Raw genomic sequence first — 18,393 nt, 5'->3', positions numbered from 1 at the left:
GGATTTTAAGTGCATTTTTTATCTGTAAATATTGGTAATTCAGTTGTCAAGCGCAGTTTTTAGTGTTGAGCCATAAAAATAGAAATATAGAAAAATTAATTATTATTAATGAATAAAATTTATAATATGAGGAAAAAATTTATATAGAATAAAATACAATAACTGAAAAATAGATGAAAAATTTCAAAAATTAAAGTGAAAGTAACGCTTAAAATAAAAAGAAATAAATAGATAATTTAAATAAAATACTGAGATGTTTATTGTCTAATTTTATATGGGAATAAATATTATACAAAGACTACATTGAATTGATATTCAATGTAATCTTTTCTTTGTTAATAATAAAATAATTCATTAATATATCAAGAAAACAAATAAGATTTTATATAAAGTAGAGTAATAATTATCATATAGATTGGTGATAAATATATATAGGTATAAAAGAGGTATAAAATATGAAAGAAGTAGAGTTGAATAATTTACCTAAGTGGAGTAGTGGACCCAATAAAGGAAAAATTAATTGGGATAATAGTATTGGTCATAAAGTACCATTTAAATATAATAATATAAATGGAGAAATAAAGATAATTGGTTTAAAGAGAGAAGGAAAAAGTGTTCAATTAGAAATCGAATTTGAAAATAGAAAAGCTTCAATAGAAAGAGGTAATTTTACTAGTGGACATATAGGAGCACTTTGGGATATTAATACAAAAGATTTTAAATATAATATTGGAGACTTGATAGTTGGAAAATTCTCTACAATTGAAATATTAGAGCCTATAAGAGAAAGGCAGTCAGACAAAAGTTATAGATATATATGCCATAGTTGTTGGCAAGAAGGAATAAAAAAAGAGGTTCAGATAAAAAAAGGTGTAGGCTGTTCTGTTTGTAGTGGCAAAAAAGTTGTTCCAGGGATAAATGATATTTATACTACTAATCCATATTTAGCAAGTATGTTACTTAATCCTAATGATGGGTTTGCAAATATGCAAAGTTCTGGAAATAAAGTAGATTTTAAGTGCCCTAACTGTGGAGAAATTATAAACGATAAAACTTTAAATAATATATGTAGGAGGGGGAGGCTATCTTGTCCTAGATGTGGTGATGGTATTTCTTATCCACAAAAAATAATGTATAGTGTATTAAAACAACTTGGTATTGAGTTTATTTGTGAATTTAAATTCGAATGTGATAATTCAAAGCGATATGATTTTTATTTTGAATATGATGGTCAAAGTTATATTGTTGAAGTACATGGTATACAGCACTACGAAGAAACAACTAGAGGAAAGGGATTAAAATATGAGCAGGATAATGATAAAGAAAAAGAAAAATTTGCATATATAGAGGATGTAGATCGCAACAAAGAAGCAATAGATAACTATATAGTAATAGATTGTAGATATAGTGAGTTGGATTGGATTAAAAAAAATATATCAAAAAGTAAGCTGGCTAATGTTTTTGATTTAGAAAAAATTGATTGGAACGAATGTCAGTTATATAGCACTAAAAGCTTGGTCTTTGAAGCATGGGACTTATGGAATAGTGGTACCAGTGTATTAGATATCAGTAAAGAAATTAAGGTGGCAAAAGCCACTGTAATAAGATACTTAAATAGAGGTAATAAATTAGGTATGTGCAGATATATAGGAAAAGAAGAAATGAGCAAGGGTTCTAAAAGAAGTAGTAGTGCGGAAATTCAAAAAAAGAAGGTTTACTGTGTTACGTTAGATAAAGAGTATGATTCTATATCTGAAGCAAGTAGATGTACAGGAGCTGAAACATACAGAATTAGTGGTTGTTGTAATAAAAAAAAGGGTTTTAAAAGTGCTGGTTTTAGTAAAGATGGTTACAGACTTATTTGGATGTATGCAGAAGATTTCCATGCACTTAGTGATATCGAAAAGAAAAAACTTAATAGGAATAAAATTAAGAAACAAGCTAAACAAGTAATATGTTTAGAAGATGGTAAAGTATATGAAAGTGGAGGAAAAGCAGAGAAGGCATATGGATTAAAAAAAGATAGAGTGAATGCATGTTGTAGAGGAGATGTAAAACATGCTGGTGGATTACATTTTGAGTTTTATGATGAATTTAATAAAAGAAAGTCAAATGTTTAGCCTGTGGTTTTAAAGTATTATAGTAAAAGGTGAATAGAAAGGTGTTGTGACTTTTAGTGATGGATTTTAGAGGTCACGCTTCACCTCCACCACAAAACCCATGAAAATCATTTTATTGGATTTTTCGTGGGTTATTTTTATTGTATAGATTTAGAATAATTAATAGTGAACCGTATCATAAATAGGATTTGATTTACAAATTATGTTATAATGAGTTTCATGACAATAATATTATTACATCAGTATCATATAACTTTATTAAATGATCAATGGCTGTTGGACGAGCAATTGGAATTGATGTGTATCCAAAATCATTTGGATTAGAAAAGTAGAAATATAAATACAAAATAGAGATTTAGAGGTGGTAATATGAAATTTGCAATGTTTTCAGACCTACATTATGATGCAATACCAGATGGAGATGCAAGAGTGGAAGAAATCATTACTTATGCTAAAAAATCCAAAGTTGATTTTATTGTAGATATTGGTGATTTATGTTATCCAACAAATAGGAATAAAATAATATTAGAGAAGTTTAAAAATTCAAAATTACCGTGTTATTTTACAATAGGCAATCATAATACTGATAATTTTTCTATTGATGAAGTTACTGATTTTTTTAATCTGCAAAGAAGTTATTACTCATTTATTAAAGAAAATATCAAATTTATTGTTTTAGATGCTAATTTTATTAATAAGAAGACTTCTGTTATTCCATATTATAAACGAAATTATGATAAATCTAATGATGAATATCCATACATTCCAAATGAAGAAATAGAGTGGCTTAAGAAAGAGTTATCTGATAATGATAAATATTATATAATTATTTCACATCACAGCTTATCAAATGACTTTCAAAAACGTGGAATAAGTAATAGAAAAGAAATAAGAGCTATTTTAGAGGAACGAAATTCAAATGAAAGAAAGATATTATTTTGCATAAATGGTCATGACCATGGTAGTGATTGTAAATTAATCAATGATATATATTATTATACGTTGAATTCAAGTTCTTATATTTGGCATGGAAGTAAAGAAATATTTAGCTATTCAGATGAGATACATAAGAAGTATCCGTACTTAAAGGATTTAATCTTATATAAAGAAGCATTACATATTATTGTAAATATTGATAATGAAATGAATGTTTATATTGAAGGTATTAAAGGTAATTATCAAAAGCATTCTCCAAAGGATGTTGGCCTTACAGATACCTGGAATGGAGTTTCAATAAAAGCAGAGACACTATCTCAATATATTAAAATGAAAAGATAAAATTATACTTTAATTATGTATATTATATACACAAAAATAAAATGGTAAAACCTCATTTAGATCAGTTACGGAGATCCATATTGTAAGTAAGTTATGTATTATTTTAGAATATTTGCAGGTGTAAAAGGTAGAAAAACAGCATATGAAGAACGAATAGAAATTATATCATTTTGCATTGCTAATAAAATAAACAGTAAAAAAGCAGCGGTTATCTACTTTTTTACTGTTTATTTTATTATTTATTAGAATCTAAAATTTTAAGAACCTCTCTAGCCACAGCAGCTCCTGATGATGGATTTTGTCCTGTAACAACTCTTTGTTCTTCTACTGCAAATTCTGCCCAATCTGAAGATTTAACATAGTTTGCACCTCTATTTTTAAGCTCTGTTTCAGTTAAGTAAGGAACAAGCTTAGTAACTCCTACAGCTTCTTCTTCTGTATTTGAAAAGCCTGTAACCTTAAGTCCTTCAATTAAGTTTTTGCCATTAGATAATTTTATGTTTAATAATCCTGCTAAACCATGACATACAGCTGAAACTATTCCACCATTTTCATATATTTCTTTTGCAATTTCCTGCATCTTTGTATCATTAGGAAAATCCCATATAACACCATGTCCACCAGTATAGTAAATTACGTCATAGTCTTTTGGGTTGATTTCATCAGCAGATAATGTGTTTCCTAATTTATTCATAAAGTTGTGATCAGTGTAGTATTTCCAATCAAGTGGGCTCATAGAAGCTTTTTCTAAACTGTGTGGATCTATTGGAGTATAACCGCCCTTTGGACTTACATAATCAATTTCAATTCCAGCATTTTTTATAACATCTACGAAGTGAACAGCTTCACTAAGCCATAAACCTGTAGGTCTTTCAGTAGTTTCATATTTAGATACATTTGTAACAACAACTAATACCTTTTTCATAAGTAGTTCTCCTTTTTATTAACTTTTATAAATAGTACTTCTTTTTTTATATTTAGTACTTATAAATATTATTAGTTTTTAATTTGTTTTTTATATGAACAAAATTTAAATTTATTATTAAAAGTAATAGTTAATAATAATATTTTGGAAGTTATGCTAGTTCTGTTCCAATTCTGTGTTAAATGTCCATTCTAACCCTTTGATTATTGGCATAATCCCACTCCTATTTTAGTTTTAGAAATCATATTTAAAATATTTTTTTACAAGATCACTCATAGGGTTTTCATTATCACTTGATATATAGTCTAAATCTGTGTCATAGAAGTACAAGTAGGCTATATTCTTATTTTCGTCTGAAAATCCAATTATGCCAAATGAATTTGGATATTGAGCTTTATAGGTTTCATATTCATCTACAACCTTAAAGTTATAGGTGTTTACCTCAAATTCGTATTCTGGAATATAGTATTTTTCTGAATCAGAATTTGATATAACCTTATGGTCCAAATATTTATATTCTTTTAAAAGCCTTTCTTTTTCTTTTTTATATATTTCTTCACTGTAATTTACTACAAGGGTAAGTGTATCTGTCTCAAATAGACCCCTATAAATATGGTTATAGTTATAGGATATTCCATAATCTATTGGTAGCATATCTAAGTCAGGCATAAACTTTTTTGCAGGAGTATCAATCATGGTCCAGCTATTTAAATATTTTTCTGAACTCCTGCTTTTTGTCGTGCCGCATCCAGTAAAGCTTAAAAGCAGAAAAGTAGTGAGTATAAAAAGATATATTTTTTTCATATTTCCCCCAATTATTTAATATGAAATTATGATTATTTTTTCCTTATATTTAAATTATTGTAACATAATTCTTGGAATATGGACATACCATACATATATTAAAAAATAAATGTTTCTGGTAATATAATCTGCTGTATATAACTGATACAATGCTATATTAACTTTTTATTTGGGCATAATATAAAAGGTAGTATTCTAGAATCTAAAGTATATCTAAGAAATTTAAAAATAAAATTCATTAGATAGTAAAGTTAATTAGGAAACCAAAAGAATGATTTCTTATTCGATCCTTAAGATTTATATATAATTAGAATCTTATAATATGTAATGGAAAGCTGGTAGAGAATATGAAAAAATATAGTACAGAGTGGGCTCTATGCGGAAAAACTAAGGATGGAATTATTTTTACTTTAACATCTAATAATTCTTTAAAAAAGATAGCACCTATTATTAAAAGCAATACAGCAAGAATAATATTTGCATAATATTATCTAAACACCTTCCTCATCCATACATGAGGACATCCCTCATCATCACAAATTTCATCCAATGCAACATAACCATTTTTCTCATAAAAAGCAGTTACTCTAACTTGAGCTGACAATTCAAGACTATTTCCTTGCTTTTTAATAATTTCATTTTCTGCTGCTTTAAGCAATTCAGCTCCATAATTCTTTCCTCTAAATTCTTTTAGAACTGCTATTCGTCCAATAACATAGCTCTGTCTTTTGTTATTATAATAAAATCTACAGGTAGCAACAGGTTTTTCAGAATTATATATTAAAATATGAGTACACATACTATCAATATCATCAAATTCATTTTCAAATCCTTGTTCTTCCATAAAAACTTTTCTACGGATGTATTTTGCATCCTCTGGTAACTGTTCATACATTTTAACTTTCATAATTTCTTCCTTTCCAAAAAATAGGCATCCAAGACTAAATCTTATAGTGCTAAAACACCGTATCTACGATTTAATCTTGAACGCCTTATTACCACTCATCTGGTGATGAGTGAACGCTACTATTTAATTTGTAAAAATTATATTAAAACATTATTGCTTTGTCAAGTAGGAAAAACTCTGTTCCTCCTACAAACTCCCATTTATTCAAAATAGAATCGATGTAAAAGTTTTCTATGCTATAGTTTGTTGAAGAGAAACGTTTAAAAGTATATTATATAATATGAGTGATAGTTAATAATAAATAAATTGGCTAAATTCAAAAGTGATGTAAGAGGTATCTATTCAGTTATTTTTTATTTGGATATAATTGAGATTTTGAGGTTTAGATGTTTTTATTAAAGGAGAAGTATAATGAATATTGTAATTTTAAATGGTAGTCCACGTAGAGGTGGGAATACAGAAATAATGTCTAGAGAGTTTGCAAGAGGTGCAAGTGAAGCTGGTCATGAAGTAAATATAATCAATCTTGCTGGAAAGAAAATCTCAGGTTGTCTTGGATGCCAATACTGTTTTACACATGATGGTGAATGTATCCAAAAGGATGATATGGCTAATGTTCTTGAAGCACTTGATAAAGCTGATTTAGTTACATTTGCATCACCAATTTACTGGTTTGATATTACAGCACAATTAAAGGCTACTATAGACCGTATGTATGCAAGAGGAAAAATAGGATTTCATTTTACAAAGACAGCATTGCTTTTAGATTCAGGTGCAGATGGTGTATATGATGCAGCACTTGCTCAATATAAGGCTATGTGCTCTTATTTACGTTGGGAAAGTGTAGGAGAAATATGCATTCCTAATATGATGACAAAGGGAAGTATGGAAACTCATAAAAAATTAAAAGACGTTTATGAACTTGGTTTATCTATAAAATAATATATGGTGAAGGTTTAGGAAACAAATGCTTCACTGCATTCGGCAGTATAAGTTCGTCTGACTAAATTAAAATTTAGAGACTCACTTAATAAAACCCACGACTACTTGCAATGTAGCTTGAACAGCTAATTGCAAGTAGTCGTATTTTTTTATTGTTACAAGTATCGGTACCATTAAATTTTCGTTGGAGTTATATATAACTATAAAAAATATAATTATAATTAAATAATCCATTGATTAAAAATTTGAAAAAATATTTAAAGAGTTATATATTTTAAGTATGAGAGATATGATGAATAATTCCAATAGTTATATTTTTTAAAAACTTAAACAAAAGAAGTTTGAATTCAAAGAAAAGTTATAACTTGCTTGTTAGAAGGATATTTTGAGATTTAATGAATAGGTATTTATTAAAACAAAAGAAGGGAAACATTAACTTTGAAAACAAATAGAGAAAAACAAATTGTACAAATATCTATTGTGGGTATTATAGTTAATCTTGCTTTAGCAATTGTAAAATTTATAATTGGTTCAATATCTGGTTCTATTGCTATTAAATCTGATGCAATTAATAATTTTACTGATTCATCATCTTCATTAATTACAATCATCGGAACAAAATTAGCTCAAAAAAGACCAGATACAAAGCATCCATTTGGATTTGGAAGAATTGAATATATAACTAGTATGATTATTGGAACAACAATTATAGTTACTGGTCTTGAAATGATTAAATCATCTATAAAAGGCATTATTCATCCTAATATTGTAGAGTATAATTTGTATATACTTCTCGTATTAATTATTACAGTAGCATTAAAAACTTTTCTTGGTATTTATACTGAGAAGCAAGGAAAAAATCTTAATTCAGGTGCTTTAGTGGCATCAGGAAAAGATGCTAAAAATGATGCACTTATTTCAATTGTAACAATTATTTCAGCAGTAATAGATATGACTACCAAATTTTCTGTTGATTCATATGCAGGATTACTTATTTCTATATTTATTTTAAAGTCTGGGATTGAAGTCCTTAGAGATACTATAAGTAAAATCCTTGGTGAAAAAATAGACGTACATATAAAAGATAAAATTTATAAGATTGTTGAAAGTTCCAAATATGTGTTAGGAGCTCATGATTTGATATTAAACAATTATGGCCCTAATACATACCTTGGTAGCATTAATGTTGAAATAGATTATAAAAATACTGTTGGTGAAGTTTCTCAAGAACTTCATAGATTACAAATGCTTGTTTATAAAGAGACACATATTTATCTTGTTTTTGGAGTTTATGGGGTTGATGTAAATTCAGAAATTTCTAAGGAAGTCTGTAGAATTCTTAAAGATTTTAAGAAAAATGAACCTCATTGTCTTGGATGTCATGGAGTATTAATTGATGAAAAAGATAAAAAAATCTTTTGTGATGCTATTTTAGATTTTTCTTGTGATAGAGAAGGTGTAAAGAGTAGATTAGAAAAGATGCTTAAAGATAGATTTGATAAATATACAATTGCGGTAACAATTGATTCAGAATTTGATTAAAAATGCAGGGAACAATATAAGTGATATTCTGAGAAATTGGGATTTTAAAGATCAAGCTTTACCTCCATCATAAGACCCACGAAAATCATAATTTTAGATTTTCGTGGATATTTTTTTATATAATATTTAAATTATAAATTTTCCAAGCAAACACATAATGATAAATTAATTACATATATTTAAATTTATGATATTATAAAATTAGTATAAGAATTAACTATAAATTTTTAAATTGGGAAGTTGTTATGAGTAAATATGTATGGGAAAATATAATGAAAAATAAAGGATTTGTTCTTGATAACAATAATATTGATTTGCTGAACAGTATATTTAAAGGAAGAGAGATTAAGAAAAATGAATTCTTTTTAAAGCAGGGAGACAAGTCAACTGAAGTAGCTTTTGTACAAAAGGGTGTTTTTCGTTCATTTTATATTGATGCAAAAGGTAATGATATTACAAAGTATTTTTATGCTGAGGATTCAGTATTATTTTCTTATTTTGCATATCTTACAAATAAGGAATCTGCATATTATATTCAAGCATTAGAAGATAGTTATATTTTAGTTGCAAAAGTATCAGATTTTGAGAAGATTATAAAAGGTAATTACAATTTACTTTATTTGTATAAAAAACTTCTTGATGAAGCTATTGTTATAAAAGAAGAGCATGCATGCAGTTTTAAATTATTGAACAGTTTGGAAAGATATAAACGATTCAAAGCAATGTATCCTAATTTAGAGCAGAGAATTAAACAGCATCATCTTGCATCTTATTTAGGAATAACACCAGTATCACTTAGTAGAATACGTAATAAAGGAAAAATTAACAAATGATAATGAAATTATAAATATAAGCTCCTATAATCTAAATGTAAATAAACATAATATATTCGCAATCATATTTACTAGTGTTTTAATTAGTTTTTTAGATAAAATGGGAGGTTATATTTATGGGAAATAATCAAGTGGTAATGGTTACAGGATGCTCAACAGGAATTGGACGAGATATTTGTGAAATTATGAGTAATAAAGGCTATATTGTTGTTGCTACTGCAAGAAACATTGATTCATTAAAAAATGTACCAGCATCATTAAAACTAAGATTGGACGTAACAGATAAAGAGATAATAAATTCAGCAGTTAATTATGTAGTACAGAAGTTCGGAAGAATAGATATATTGATAAATAATGCTGGTTATTCTACAAGAGGAGCAATAGAAGAAATTGAAATAGACAAGGTAAGAAAAATTTTTGATACAAATGTCTTTGGTATTATAAATATGGTTCAGGCAGTACTTCCTGAAATGAGAAAAGTAAAGTATGGAAAGATAATCAATATTGGTTCGATTTCAGGTAAGTTTACACAATCCTTAAACGGTGGATATTGTGCATCTAAACATGCAGTAGAAGCAATAAGTGATGCCTTGCGTTTAGAAATGAAAAGGTATAATATCCAATCTACAGTTATTGAACCAGGTCCTATGGAAACAAATTTTTTTAGCACACTTTCAAACACATCTGATAAGCTAATGAAAAATTTACATTCTCCTTACTATGATATATATAAGAAAGATATTGACTATAGAAAAATACAAAAACGTACAGATTCTAAAAAAGCAGCAAGTCATATATGTAATATTATTGTTAAAGATAAACTAAAAGCGAGATATAAAGTTGCAGTTCCATTTTCTTTTAAGCTACTCCTTAAACTTCCAGATCCAATTAAGGAGTTTATATTACTAAGGCATTAGATTGTTTTGTATTTGCATTAATCCCCGTAATCAAATTTAAGATTATCGGGGGATTTTTCATATATGAACTAATTCTTATATGGTATAATATGTAAATAACGCTGTGTCATTTTGTATTGCCGCTTTTGGCAACGATGTTAAGAGAGATAATTTCTGCAAGAGTTTTACTTTATTAAACATTCGTACTAAAGAGTTGATTGAATTTATAAATTACTGTGGATATATAAGGATGATGACCAATAACATGTTATAGTGATTAAAAATTTAAGGAGGAATGGCATATGAAAGTAGATAAAGAAATTAGAAGCATAAGGAAACTTATATTTCTTCATTTGTTTCCGGGAATTATATTAAGTATTGTGTATATATTTTTTTCGAAGATGGGAATTTTAGCAGGATATCCCAAGGTGGTTATATTAGGACTTTCTGTGATTTTTTCAACAATTCCTATAGAACTAGGATATCTATTTTATGTTGCAAAGAAGGAAGAAGAAACTTTAAATATATTTAAAATACTAGGTTTAAAAGGTAAATTAAAGGTTAGTGCATTTATACTTTACTCTCTTTCATTGATTATAGTAGGAGGGATACTTTTAATTGCTTTAAAGCCACTTTCAAATCACTTACTAGAAACTATTTTTTGTTGGATTCCAAGTTGGTATAATTTTGTCCAAGATATGAGTTTGTTTAGTAAAAATTATATTATCATAGCAATTTTAGTAAGTTTCTTTATTCTTACACTTATAGCACCAATTACTGAGGAACTTTACTTCAGAGGATTTTTACTAGCTCGAATGAAGTGGATGGGAGGATATAGTGTTCTATTTAATGTAACATTATTTTCAATTTATCATTTTTGTCAACCTTGGCTTATTATTGCAAGAATTGCTGCCATGTTACCACTATACTATTGTGTATATAAAAAAGATTCTCTAAAATTAGGAATAGTTGTGCATTGCTTAGGCAACTTTACAGATGTGGTGTCATATATGACATTATTGATATAGTAGAAATTATAATTATTTTATAAATTCTTTTAGATTATTAATTTATAAATTGGTTCAAAAAAAGAATTAATATTATCATTTGTAAAAAGATGATTCCATACAAAAAGAATCCTTATATTATTATAGAAAAATACAAAAACGTACAGATTCTAAAAAGCAGTAAGTCATAAGGCATTAGATTACTTTGTACGTATATTAATTAGTATTTAGTAAAAAAGGAAACACATGCTTCACTACGTTTAGCAGTGTAAGTTCACCTAGCCAAATTAAAATTTGGAGGATTACTTAAAGTGAGATATAATAAAGAAAAGAAGATTGTTTACAAAGTGAGGTTTTATGATATATGAGTAAAGAACAATATAATCAAATAATAGATAATGCTAAAAGTACATTAGATATAAATATAGTAGATAAAATATCACAATTTAAATATAAAGAACTTGATGGATATTATGTTATAGAAGTATATGTAAAAAATAATATAAAAGCAAAGGAAATGGGAGATATTCTTACTAATATCGAAGAATATGCTAAGAAGTGTGGTTTTAATGTTTTAGTAGACTTTTTAAGAGGTTAACGCATGAAAGATTTAATTGAAAAATTCACATTAGAATGTAGAACAAATAAGTCAGGAAAGTTAAAAAGGTTTAAGCCGAATTATGTAAGCAAAGAAACATATAAGTTTTGGAAAGCTGATTCTAATGTCATGATGAGAGATGCACTGCTTGCAAATAAGATAGGAATATCTTATCCAAGGCAGTTAGAAATGGTACATGGTGCTATTGAAAGAATACTTAAGTCATTTATTATTAAGGAATATGGGATAGAATTATTAGTTCATGAAACAAAGGCTATATATGATTCTATTAGGGAAGCGTTAGATACTGAAATTAGTAAGGAAAATTATTCGACTTTAGGTCTTTTAGATAATAATTTTATATTATATAGATATCCAACTGAAAATAGATTTTATAGTGAAGATATGATTGATATGGCATTTAAAGCTCTAATAGATATAAATAGTATAGTTGAAAACTCATTAAATTTAAGTAATAGAGCTATAAAAGTTATAAAAAAAGTAGAAAATGAAATAAGCATTGATAAAAATAAAGAGTAGAATAGTGGTGAATTTTAAAAATCGTACTTCATTTCAATAATTTTCCTCAATAATAAAATTTAAGATTATGGGGGTTTTTTCATATATGAACCATTCTTTTGTTAAAATTAGGTATATTGGTGCATTGTTTAGGCAACTTTACAGATGTGGTGTCATATATGACATTATTGATATAATAGAAACTATAAAAGGAAACACATGCTTCACTGTGTTCTGCAGTGTAAGTTCGTCTAGCTAAAAACAAGTTTTAGAGACTCACTTATGGAGGAAGATATAAATGGATAATGTAGAACAAAAAAGTTGTAGAGATATATTTGGTAAGGAACCTTTAATGCTTTCTTATCATGATAATAGATGGTGTAAGCCATGCCATGATGATAATGAATTGTTTGCAATGTTATGTTTGGAAGGTAAGCAAGCAGGATTGTCATGGTCTACAATTATAAAAAAAGAGAAAGCTATAAGAGAAGCATATGATCAATTTGATATTGAGACTATTGCAAAATATGGTGATGAAAAAATTGAAGAGTTAATGGGGAATAATGAAATAATCAAAAACAAACTAAAGATATCTGCACCTATTAAAAATGCAAAGGCTATTTTAAAGATTATAGAATCTGGAGAGTTTGATTCTTTTTCTGATTATGTATGGCATTTTACAGATGGAAAGACAATAATTCATCATCCTAAAACACCTAAAGAAATACTAGCTAAAAATGAGCTTTCAGAATTAGTTAGTAAGGATATGAAGAAACGTGGATTCAGTTTTGTTGGACCTGTTATTATATATTCTTTCCTTCAGGGGATAGGAGTAATAGATGACCATTTGGAGAACTGCCCATACAAGACGAAGTAAATAGTATAAGGAACATTAAATTAAGTCTAAGTCAGCAATATAATTTAGCAGTTATATTAAAATATGAAAAGTGCATAGCTGTTGAAATAAAATAAATATTAGACATAACATAGTTTTCTGGTATTCAATGCCATCACTTATGAGCAAGTGGATAGAAGATACATTCAAGCATGGGTTTTCTCATGGATCTACAGGAGATAAGTTAAAAGGAAAGAAGGTAATCGCATCATTTACAACTGGAGCAGTAGAAACAGCTTATCATAAGGATGCAGCAGTTGGATATGAAATAGAGGATTTTTTACCACCAATTAAAGCAACATGCAACCTTTGTGGAATGAAATTTGAAGGATTTGTATATACAGGAGGAGTTTCTTATCATAATAGAAATGATGAAGATAAACTTCGAGAAATGAAAGCGAAATCAGTAGATCATGCAAAGCGTGTTGTTAAATTTATAAATGAACTATAAATGATAATTGTTTATAGATTATATTGATACATTATAAGTTATTCCCTAGGACTATAGGTCTTAGGGATTTTTTTGTGTTCCTTTATAAATAAAAGCTTAATAACAAGGTTACTGCGTGATATAATTGTTATAATAAGTAAAATATAGAGTGAATATACATTGGAATTATGTTTGAACTTAAATGTATTAGTATAAATTTATATTTAAAATAGGGAGATAATAATATGAGCAGTATGCCTAAGATAATTATTATAAGGGGAAATTCCGGAAGTGGTAAATCAACTGTAGCTAAGGAGCTTCAGAGGAGATTGGGACATGGAACATTATTAATAATGGAATTGCTAATGGAATGGAGCTAGATACTAAAGAAACTATAGATATAACAAAACCAGAAAGCAGAAACAGCATTATTCCAGTAATTAATGGCGATATAGTTATAATTGGTGTTCCTGTATATGAGGAAAAAGTACCTAAAATAGCTGGTGAATTTCTAAGAAAGCTGAGTGGAGAGAATAAACCTGTTGTAATAGTTGGTGTTTATGGAAATATAGCTGAGGGAGTAGTTTTGAATGAACTTAATGATATAGCTATAGATACAGGCTTTAAGGTAGTGGGAGCTGCTACATTTGTTGGAGAACATTCTTTTTCTAGTACTAAAGCTCCTCTTGCTCAAAATCATCCAGATAATAATGATTTAAAAACTGCTGAATCAGCTAAAGATTGAACAAAGATAAGTGTGGAGGAGGAACAAAAAAATGAAGAATAGTGAACTTCCTAAGTTAAAAGATAGAACTGTATTTGAAATTAAATTAAGAATGGCAGAAGAGAGAGATTACAATGATATTGAGTTTTTAACAAGGGAAGCTTTTTGGAATGTATACAAGCCTGGCTGTGATGAGCATCTTATTGTACATAATATGCATAAGGACAATGTACAGGTAAAAGAACTTGAATTGGTAGCTGTAAGTGAAGAGAAAATAGTAGGACACATAATATATACAAAGGCAAAAATTAGAGATTGTGATAAAGATAAATTCTTAGCATTTGGTCCAATAAGCGTTGATATATCATTACAGAATAAAGGTATTGGAAGTGCATTAATAAAAGAATCCTTAAAGAAAGCAACAGATTTAGGATATGAAGCTGTATTTATAACAGGAAATCCTGTTTATTATAATAGATTTGGATTCGTATCTGCCTCTAAGTATTATATTCATATGGAGGGAGTTCCAGTAGATGATGAAGCACCGTTCTTTATGGTTGTTGAGCTTAAAAAAGGTGCCTTAAAGGATGTGCATGGATATGGAATATTTGATGAGCGTTTTGAAACTGATAAGGATGAGCTAGAGGAGTTTGAAAAGAAGTTCCCTCCTAAGGTTAAGGAAGTAAGGGAAGGACAGTTATAATTCTAATTGAAAAGTATTATATTAAATTTTTCAATATAGAATATTGCTGAACTTGATTCTTTTGGTTAACTATAAATTACATCTCCTTTTTTAATATTTTATGTATATATAAACATGGAATAAAATATTAATTTAATCAACTCAGACATTTTATATAATATTGTTATTGTTAAGAACCAATAACTAATTTTTGCATATTATATTATATAAAATAATAAAAGGGAGAGAATTACTATGGCTGAATATGAACAAAAGTATTTATTAAATAAAAGTGGTGAAGAAACAACTGTTAATAATAAGCAGACATTAGTACCTAATATACCATTAACACCTCTTGTTGATGTAACAGAATTAACATTGACAGGAATGACTTATAATTCTGACATTCAACCTATAGGAGGAGTTAGAATTGTATTATATGATTCTGAAGGAAATGCAGTAGCTGAAACAGTAACTTCATTAGGAACTGAAACTCTTGTACTTGGAGCATATTTAATTAAATTTGGTGGCACTTTAGGTGAAACTTATAGGATTGTTGCAAGTGCAGATGGATATTTTGATGCAACTGATGAAGTAACATTTGATACTACAGTTAAAAGCAGAAGCTTTAAATTAATCACAGATCCAGGAATAAAGACTATTTATGGAACAGTTAAGGGTGAAGATGGTATAGGATTAGGAGGAGCAGCAGTTGTAATAACTAAAGGTACTGAAAATGTTGTAGTTGTATTATCAGAAGATGATGGTGCATATATAGCTTATGATGATTTTGAAGAAGGCGTAACTTATACAGTAACAGCAAATTTACTAGGATACGATAGTGCTTCAGCTCAAGTGACTTTTTCAGGTGGAGAAAATATTGTTAATGTAAACCTAGTACTTTCAGAACGGCAAATTAATTTTACTAATATAATTGGAACAATTGTAGTAGTAGGTACAACATCACCAATTCCACATGCTTTTGTAGGCTTATACAGAATAAATGATGGAGTAGAAGAACTTATTAGGACAACACTAACAAATGAAATTGGAAGATACTCATTTTCAAATGTAGCTGCTGGAGAAACTTATATTGTAAGAGCATTAAAGATAGAACCAGTTTAAAATATCAGAGTTTAAATATTTGTATGAAGCTGTATTATAGTGAATCTGAACCTATAGTAGTAAACGAAAACCCACCGAAAAATATAAAAGTCCCTCTAGTAGCTAATTATATATGTTTAAAAATAGATAATAGATTTAGAATTAAAGGCATAGTATACGATGCAAATAGTGGCATTCCTCTTAAGGATGTGCAGGTAATAATATTAACTTGTAATCAAAATGAAAGCTGCACTACTAATAAGGATGGTATATTCAAGACAAAACTTAGTTATTGTTGTCAAAGGTTTTATATAATGTTTGAGAAAAGCGGATATTATTCAGCATGTTTTTATAGTGATTGCTATACAGGCAAAAAAATAAAAGTATGTTTAAGAAAAATAAAATATTAGATAAATGATAATTCTTACTCTCTTTAAAGTAACCAGCTAAATTAATTAAACTTTTAACTTTGAAGAGAGATTTTTTTGTTATATAAATTTTTTATTTACTTATATTATGAAAATTAATGTAGAAATTTTGCTATTTTAACTATGACTAATAATTTTATATGATGTTATTTTAATTATTAGTCATATATTCTGCACAAATAGAAATTACTTAATATTGATTATGTGTTATATGATAATTATAATTAATGAATAAGAATAGTATTTTACTTAATTAATTTAAATTTAATGATATCAGCAGTCTGCTTTGGGTATATGAGATTTGGAGAGTAAAAAAATATTTTACGGAAGTGATTAATTATGGAATATACATATGAAGAAAAGTTAGAAATTGCTAAGAAAATACGTGAAAGTGTGAAAAATAAGCCTATGTCAGAATATCAAAAAGGCTACATGGAACAAATTACTGTAAAAGAGTGTGAATTAGAAACTAGACATGGTAAAACAAAGTATTATCATGTTGAAGGTAAGAACAGAGAGAATAATTCAACTTTAGTTGTAGTAATACATGGAGGTGGTTTCTGCAAAGGGCATAGTGAAGCAGATACAGCTTTTTCAGCAATGATTGCAGTAGAAACAAATTCACTTGTTTTAGATGTTGATTACAAATTAGCACCAGAATATCCATTCCCAGTAGCATTTGAAGAAACATATGATGTTGTGAAATGGGCTTATGAAAATGCCGAAAAGCTAGGTATTGATAAATCAAAAATTGTACTTTGTGGAAGCAGTGCAGGAGGAAATATTGCAGCAGCAGTTGCTATGAAAGCTGTTGAAACAAAGGATTTTGAAATTAAGCTTCAAGTATTAAATTATCCTGCACTGGATTTATATACTGATCCAGCAGAAAAATCAGAAGCAGAGAAAATGTATGTGCCTTTTGAGCAGGCAAGACAATATAACTCTTTATATGCATCTAGTAAGGAAGAAGCACAAAATCCATATGTATCTCCAGTATTTGCAACAGAAGATATGCTAAAAGGCTTACCAGATACAGTTTTCCTAACAGGAGGTCTTGATACTCTTCATACAGAAGCAGAAAAGTATGCATATATGATGATAGAAGCTGGAGTTAAGGTAACAATAAGAAGATTTTTAAATAGTGAGCATGCATTTACTGTTCATTGCACAGGTGAATGGCTAGAAGCTCATAAGATGATAGCCAAAAGTATTAGAGATCTATAATTTAACTTTAGAAAAACATAGATAAGTTTAGGCTTAGTAAAAAATGATGTCAATATGATAGAAGTAGCGTGTTGGCATCATTTTTAATTAGCAAGATATTTGAATTTAAATAGGTAAGAATCATTAAGATTAGATTTTAGGATTTTAGTAAAAGTTAATATATTTATGCCTCACTTTAATTTGTGAGGTAGAGGCGCGGTATTTAACAGTCTTAAGTGGAGGCAGAGAAGCCTATGAAGCTTTTGAGAAGGAACTACCGCCGAAGTGAATAATATTTCTCAGTATTATTTGCTGGGTCTGCAGTTAAGAACTGCAGGACTGTCTTAGTAAATTACCCTAGTTTACTAAGTTGCGCTATCTCATTTACAGGGAAAAGAGGAGGGATTAATATATTTTTTGTATAACTATGTATATTAAAGGGGCTGTCGCACTAGGCGGATAAAATCCGCCGGCGGTATCCTATTTTTCTATATGTTATTAGAATATTTTCTTTAATTCAAACATCATTTAAAATTTGGCGCACTTTAATAAGGCA

General features: G+C 28.2%; 22 protein-coding genes and 1 riboswitch. Of the genes, 19 read left to right on the top strand and 3 right to left on the bottom strand.

The features are described 5' to 3' along the window. Window positions 1–455: 455 nt before the first annotated feature. Window positions 456–2,120, top strand: coding sequence for a hypothetical protein (locus HF850_RS14135; protein WP_169106074.1), 1,665 nt, complete (start codon window positions 456–458; stop codon window positions 2,118–2,120). 369 nt (window positions 2,121–2,489) lie between these two features. Beyond that, a complete protein-coding gene (locus tag HF850_RS14130) occupies window positions 2,490–3,398 on the top strand; it encodes a metallophosphoesterase (protein WP_243159504.1) in 909 nt (302 codons plus the stop codon). A 235-nt stretch (window positions 3,399–3,633) separates the two neighbouring features. Here HF850_RS14130 and HF850_RS14125 read toward each other — a convergent pair whose 3' ends face one another. Both HF850_RS14125 and HF850_RS14120 read right to left on the bottom strand, forming a co-directional pair. Continuing rightward, on the bottom strand, window positions 3,634–4,323 hold the full coding sequence (locus HF850_RS14125; protein ID WP_169106073.1) for a type 1 glutamine amidotransferase domain-containing protein: 690 nt from the start codon (window positions 4,321–4,323) through the stop codon (window positions 3,634–3,636). A gap of 234 nt (window positions 4,324–4,557) precedes the next feature. Continuing rightward, complete coding sequence (locus HF850_RS14120; protein ID WP_169106072.1) at window positions 4,558–5,127, bottom strand: hypothetical protein; 570 nt, start codon at window positions 5,125–5,127, stop codon at window positions 4,558–4,560. A gap of 347 nt (window positions 5,128–5,474) precedes the next feature. Between HF850_RS14120 and HF850_RS14115 the strand changes: the two genes are divergently transcribed. Continuing rightward, entirely contained in the window at window positions 5,475–5,612 is a 138-nt protein-coding gene (locus tag HF850_RS14115) for a hypothetical protein (RefSeq protein ID WP_169106071.1), read from the top strand. 2 nt (window positions 5,613–5,614) lie between these two features. Here the strand turns inward: HF850_RS14115 and HF850_RS14110 are convergent, their stop codons facing one another. Next, window positions 5,615–6,034, bottom strand: a complete 420-nt coding sequence (locus HF850_RS14110) for a GNAT family N-acetyltransferase (RefSeq protein ID WP_169106070.1) — start codon at window positions 6,032–6,034, stop codon at window positions 5,615–5,617. Window positions 6,035–6,445: 411 nt separating this feature from the next. On the opposite strand from HF850_RS14110, the gene HF850_RS14105 reads away from it, so the two are divergent. The 16 genes from HF850_RS14105 to HF850_RS14030 all read left to right on the top strand — a co-directional run bounded on the left by HF850_RS14105 (window position 6,446) and on the right by HF850_RS14030 (window position 17,858). Next, complete coding sequence (locus HF850_RS14105) at window positions 6,446–6,976, top strand: flavodoxin family protein (RefSeq protein WP_169106069.1); 531 nt, start codon at window positions 6,446–6,448, stop codon at window positions 6,974–6,976. A gap of 438 nt (window positions 6,977–7,414) precedes the next feature. Then, complete coding sequence (locus tag HF850_RS14100; protein WP_169106068.1) at window positions 7,415–8,518, top strand: cation diffusion facilitator family transporter; 1,104 nt, start codon at window positions 7,415–7,417, stop codon at window positions 8,516–8,518. 245 nt (window positions 8,519–8,763) lie between these two features. Beyond that, the gene (locus HF850_RS14095; protein WP_169106067.1) at window positions 8,764–9,351 is read left to right on the top strand and encodes a Crp/Fnr family transcriptional regulator; all 588 of its coding nucleotides are present in this window, start codon (window positions 8,764–8,766) and stop codon (window positions 9,349–9,351) included. Window positions 9,352–9,467: 116 nt separating this feature from the next. Next, window positions 9,468–10,268, top strand: coding sequence for an SDR family oxidoreductase (locus HF850_RS14090; RefSeq protein WP_169106066.1), 801 nt, complete (start codon window positions 9,468–9,470; stop codon window positions 10,266–10,268). Window positions 10,269–10,549: 281 nt separating this feature from the next. After that, window positions 10,550–11,275: a CPBP family intramembrane glutamic endopeptidase gene (locus HF850_RS14085; protein ID WP_169106065.1), complete on the top strand. Its 726-nt coding sequence runs from the start codon at window positions 10,550–10,552 to the stop codon at window positions 11,273–11,275. A gap of 343 nt (window positions 11,276–11,618) precedes the next feature. After that, on the top strand, window positions 11,619–11,852 hold the full coding sequence (locus HF850_RS14080) for a hypothetical protein (protein ID WP_169106064.1): 234 nt from the start codon (window positions 11,619–11,621) through the stop codon (window positions 11,850–11,852). Between the two features lie 3 nt (window positions 11,853–11,855). Continuing rightward, window positions 11,856–12,392: a HEPN domain-containing protein gene (locus HF850_RS14075; RefSeq protein ID WP_169106063.1), complete on the top strand. Its 537-nt coding sequence runs from the start codon at window positions 11,856–11,858 to the stop codon at window positions 12,390–12,392. A gap of 85 nt (window positions 12,393–12,477) precedes the next feature. Beyond that, window positions 12,478–12,630 (top strand): hypothetical protein, encoded by a 153-nt coding sequence (locus HF850_RS14070; RefSeq protein WP_169106062.1) that lies wholly within the window; start codon window positions 12,478–12,480, stop codon window positions 12,628–12,630. Window positions 12,631–12,669: 39 nt separating this feature from the next. After that, on the top strand, window positions 12,670–13,248 hold the full coding sequence (locus tag HF850_RS14065) for a DNA-3-methyladenine glycosylase I (RefSeq protein ID WP_169106061.1): 579 nt from the start codon (window positions 12,670–12,672) through the stop codon (window positions 13,246–13,248). A 127-nt stretch (window positions 13,249–13,375) separates the two neighbouring features. Beyond that, window positions 13,376–13,717 (top strand): NAD(P)H-dependent oxidoreductase, encoded by a 342-nt coding sequence (locus HF850_RS14060; RefSeq protein WP_169106060.1) that lies wholly within the window; start codon window positions 13,376–13,378, stop codon window positions 13,715–13,717. Between the two features lie 224 nt (window positions 13,718–13,941). Further along, the gene (locus tag HF850_RS14055) at window positions 13,942–14,076 is read left to right on the top strand and encodes a zeta toxin family protein (protein ID WP_169106059.1); all 135 of its coding nucleotides are present in this window, start codon (window positions 13,942–13,944) and stop codon (window positions 14,074–14,076) included. Beyond that, on the top strand, window positions 14,067–14,441 hold the full coding sequence (locus HF850_RS14050; RefSeq protein WP_169106058.1) for a hypothetical protein: 375 nt from the start codon (window positions 14,067–14,069) through the stop codon (window positions 14,439–14,441). Before HF850_RS14055 ends, HF850_RS14050 begins: the two co-directional genes overlap by 10 nt. A 31-nt stretch (window positions 14,442–14,472) precedes the next feature. Then, window positions 14,473–15,123, top strand: coding sequence for an N-acetyltransferase (locus HF850_RS14045; RefSeq protein ID WP_169106057.1), 651 nt, complete (start codon window positions 14,473–14,475; stop codon window positions 15,121–15,123). Between the two features lie 234 nt (window positions 15,124–15,357). Beyond that, on the top strand, window positions 15,358–16,227 hold the full coding sequence (locus HF850_RS14040; RefSeq protein ID WP_169106056.1) for a carboxypeptidase-like regulatory domain-containing protein: 870 nt from the start codon (window positions 15,358–15,360) through the stop codon (window positions 16,225–16,227). Between the two features lie 23 nt (window positions 16,228–16,250). Beyond that, window positions 16,251–16,616: a hypothetical protein gene (locus HF850_RS14035; RefSeq protein ID WP_169106055.1), complete on the top strand. Its 366-nt coding sequence runs from the start codon at window positions 16,251–16,253 to the stop codon at window positions 16,614–16,616. 357 nt (window positions 16,617–16,973) lie between these two features. Then, window positions 16,974–17,858 (top strand): alpha/beta hydrolase, encoded by an 885-nt coding sequence (locus HF850_RS14030; protein WP_169106054.1) that lies wholly within the window; start codon window positions 16,974–16,976, stop codon window positions 17,856–17,858. A 180-nt stretch (window positions 17,859–18,038) separates the two neighbouring features. Further along, window positions 18,039–18,223, top strand: a riboswitch (Lysine riboswitch). The last annotated feature ends 170 nt before the right edge of the window (window positions 18,224–18,393 follow it).

Source organism: Clostridium sp. SM-530-WT-3G, assembly GCF_012843905.1.
Lineage (GTDB): Bacteria > Bacillota > Clostridia > Clostridiales > Clostridiaceae > Clostridium.
Note: the sequence above shows the minus strand (reverse complement) of the source record. Positions and strands in the feature narration are given on the sequence as shown.

Bases quoted from the DNA above. Each gene is read 5' to 3' on its own strand.
- HF850_RS14135 (WP_169106074.1), top strand. From the start codon at position 456: ATGAAAGAAGTAGAGTTGAATAATTTACCTAAGTGGAGTAGTGGACCC.
- HF850_RS14130 (WP_243159504.1), top strand. From the start codon at position 2,490: ATGAAATTTGCAATGTTTTCAGACCTACATTATGATGCAATACCAGAT.
- HF850_RS14125 (WP_169106073.1), bottom strand. From the start codon at position 4,323: ATGAAAAAGGTATTAGTTGTTGTTACAAATGTATCTAAATATGAAACT.
- HF850_RS14120 (WP_169106072.1), bottom strand. From the start codon at position 5,127: ATGAAAAAAATATATCTTTTTATACTCACTACTTTTCTGCTTTTAAGC.
- HF850_RS14115 (WP_169106071.1), top strand. From the start codon at position 5,475: ATGAAAAAATATAGTACAGAGTGGGCTCTATGCGGAAAAACTAAGGAT.
- HF850_RS14110 (WP_169106070.1), bottom strand. From the start codon at position 6,034: ATGAAAGTTAAAATGTATGAACAGTTACCAGAGGATGCAAAATACATC.
- HF850_RS14105 (WP_169106069.1), top strand. From the start codon at position 6,446: ATGAATATTGTAATTTTAAATGGTAGTCCACGTAGAGGTGGGAATACA.
- HF850_RS14095 (WP_169106067.1), top strand. From the start codon at position 8,764: ATGAGTAAATATGTATGGGAAAATATAATGAAAAATAAAGGATTTGTT.
- HF850_RS14090 (WP_169106066.1), top strand. From the start codon at position 9,468: ATGGGAAATAATCAAGTGGTAATGGTTACAGGATGCTCAACAGGAATT.
- HF850_RS14085 (WP_169106065.1), top strand. From the start codon at position 10,550: ATGAAAGTAGATAAAGAAATTAGAAGCATAAGGAAACTTATATTTCTT.
- HF850_RS14080 (WP_169106064.1), top strand. From the start codon at position 11,619: ATGAGTAAAGAACAATATAATCAAATAATAGATAATGCTAAAAGTACA.
- HF850_RS14075 (WP_169106063.1), top strand. From the start codon at position 11,856: ATGAAAGATTTAATTGAAAAATTCACATTAGAATGTAGAACAAATAAG.
- HF850_RS14070 (WP_169106062.1), top strand. From the start codon at position 12,478: ATGAACCATTCTTTTGTTAAAATTAGGTATATTGGTGCATTGTTTAGG.
- HF850_RS14065 (WP_169106061.1), top strand. From the start codon at position 12,670: ATGGATAATGTAGAACAAAAAAGTTGTAGAGATATATTTGGTAAGGAA.
- HF850_RS14060 (WP_169106060.1), top strand. From the start codon at position 13,376: ATGCCATCACTTATGAGCAAGTGGATAGAAGATACATTCAAGCATGGG.
- HF850_RS14055 (WP_169106059.1), top strand. From the start codon at position 13,942: ATGAGCAGTATGCCTAAGATAATTATTATAAGGGGAAATTCCGGAAGT.
- HF850_RS14050 (WP_169106058.1), top strand. From the start codon at position 14,067: ATGGAGCTAGATACTAAAGAAACTATAGATATAACAAAACCAGAAAGC.
- HF850_RS14045 (WP_169106057.1), top strand. From the start codon at position 14,473: ATGAAGAATAGTGAACTTCCTAAGTTAAAAGATAGAACTGTATTTGAA.
- HF850_RS14040 (WP_169106056.1), top strand. From the start codon at position 15,358: ATGGCTGAATATGAACAAAAGTATTTATTAAATAAAAGTGGTGAAGAA.
- HF850_RS14035 (WP_169106055.1), top strand. From the start codon at position 16,251: ATGAAGCTGTATTATAGTGAATCTGAACCTATAGTAGTAAACGAAAAC.
- HF850_RS14030 (WP_169106054.1), top strand. From the start codon at position 16,974: ATGGAATATACATATGAAGAAAAGTTAGAAATTGCTAAGAAAATACGT.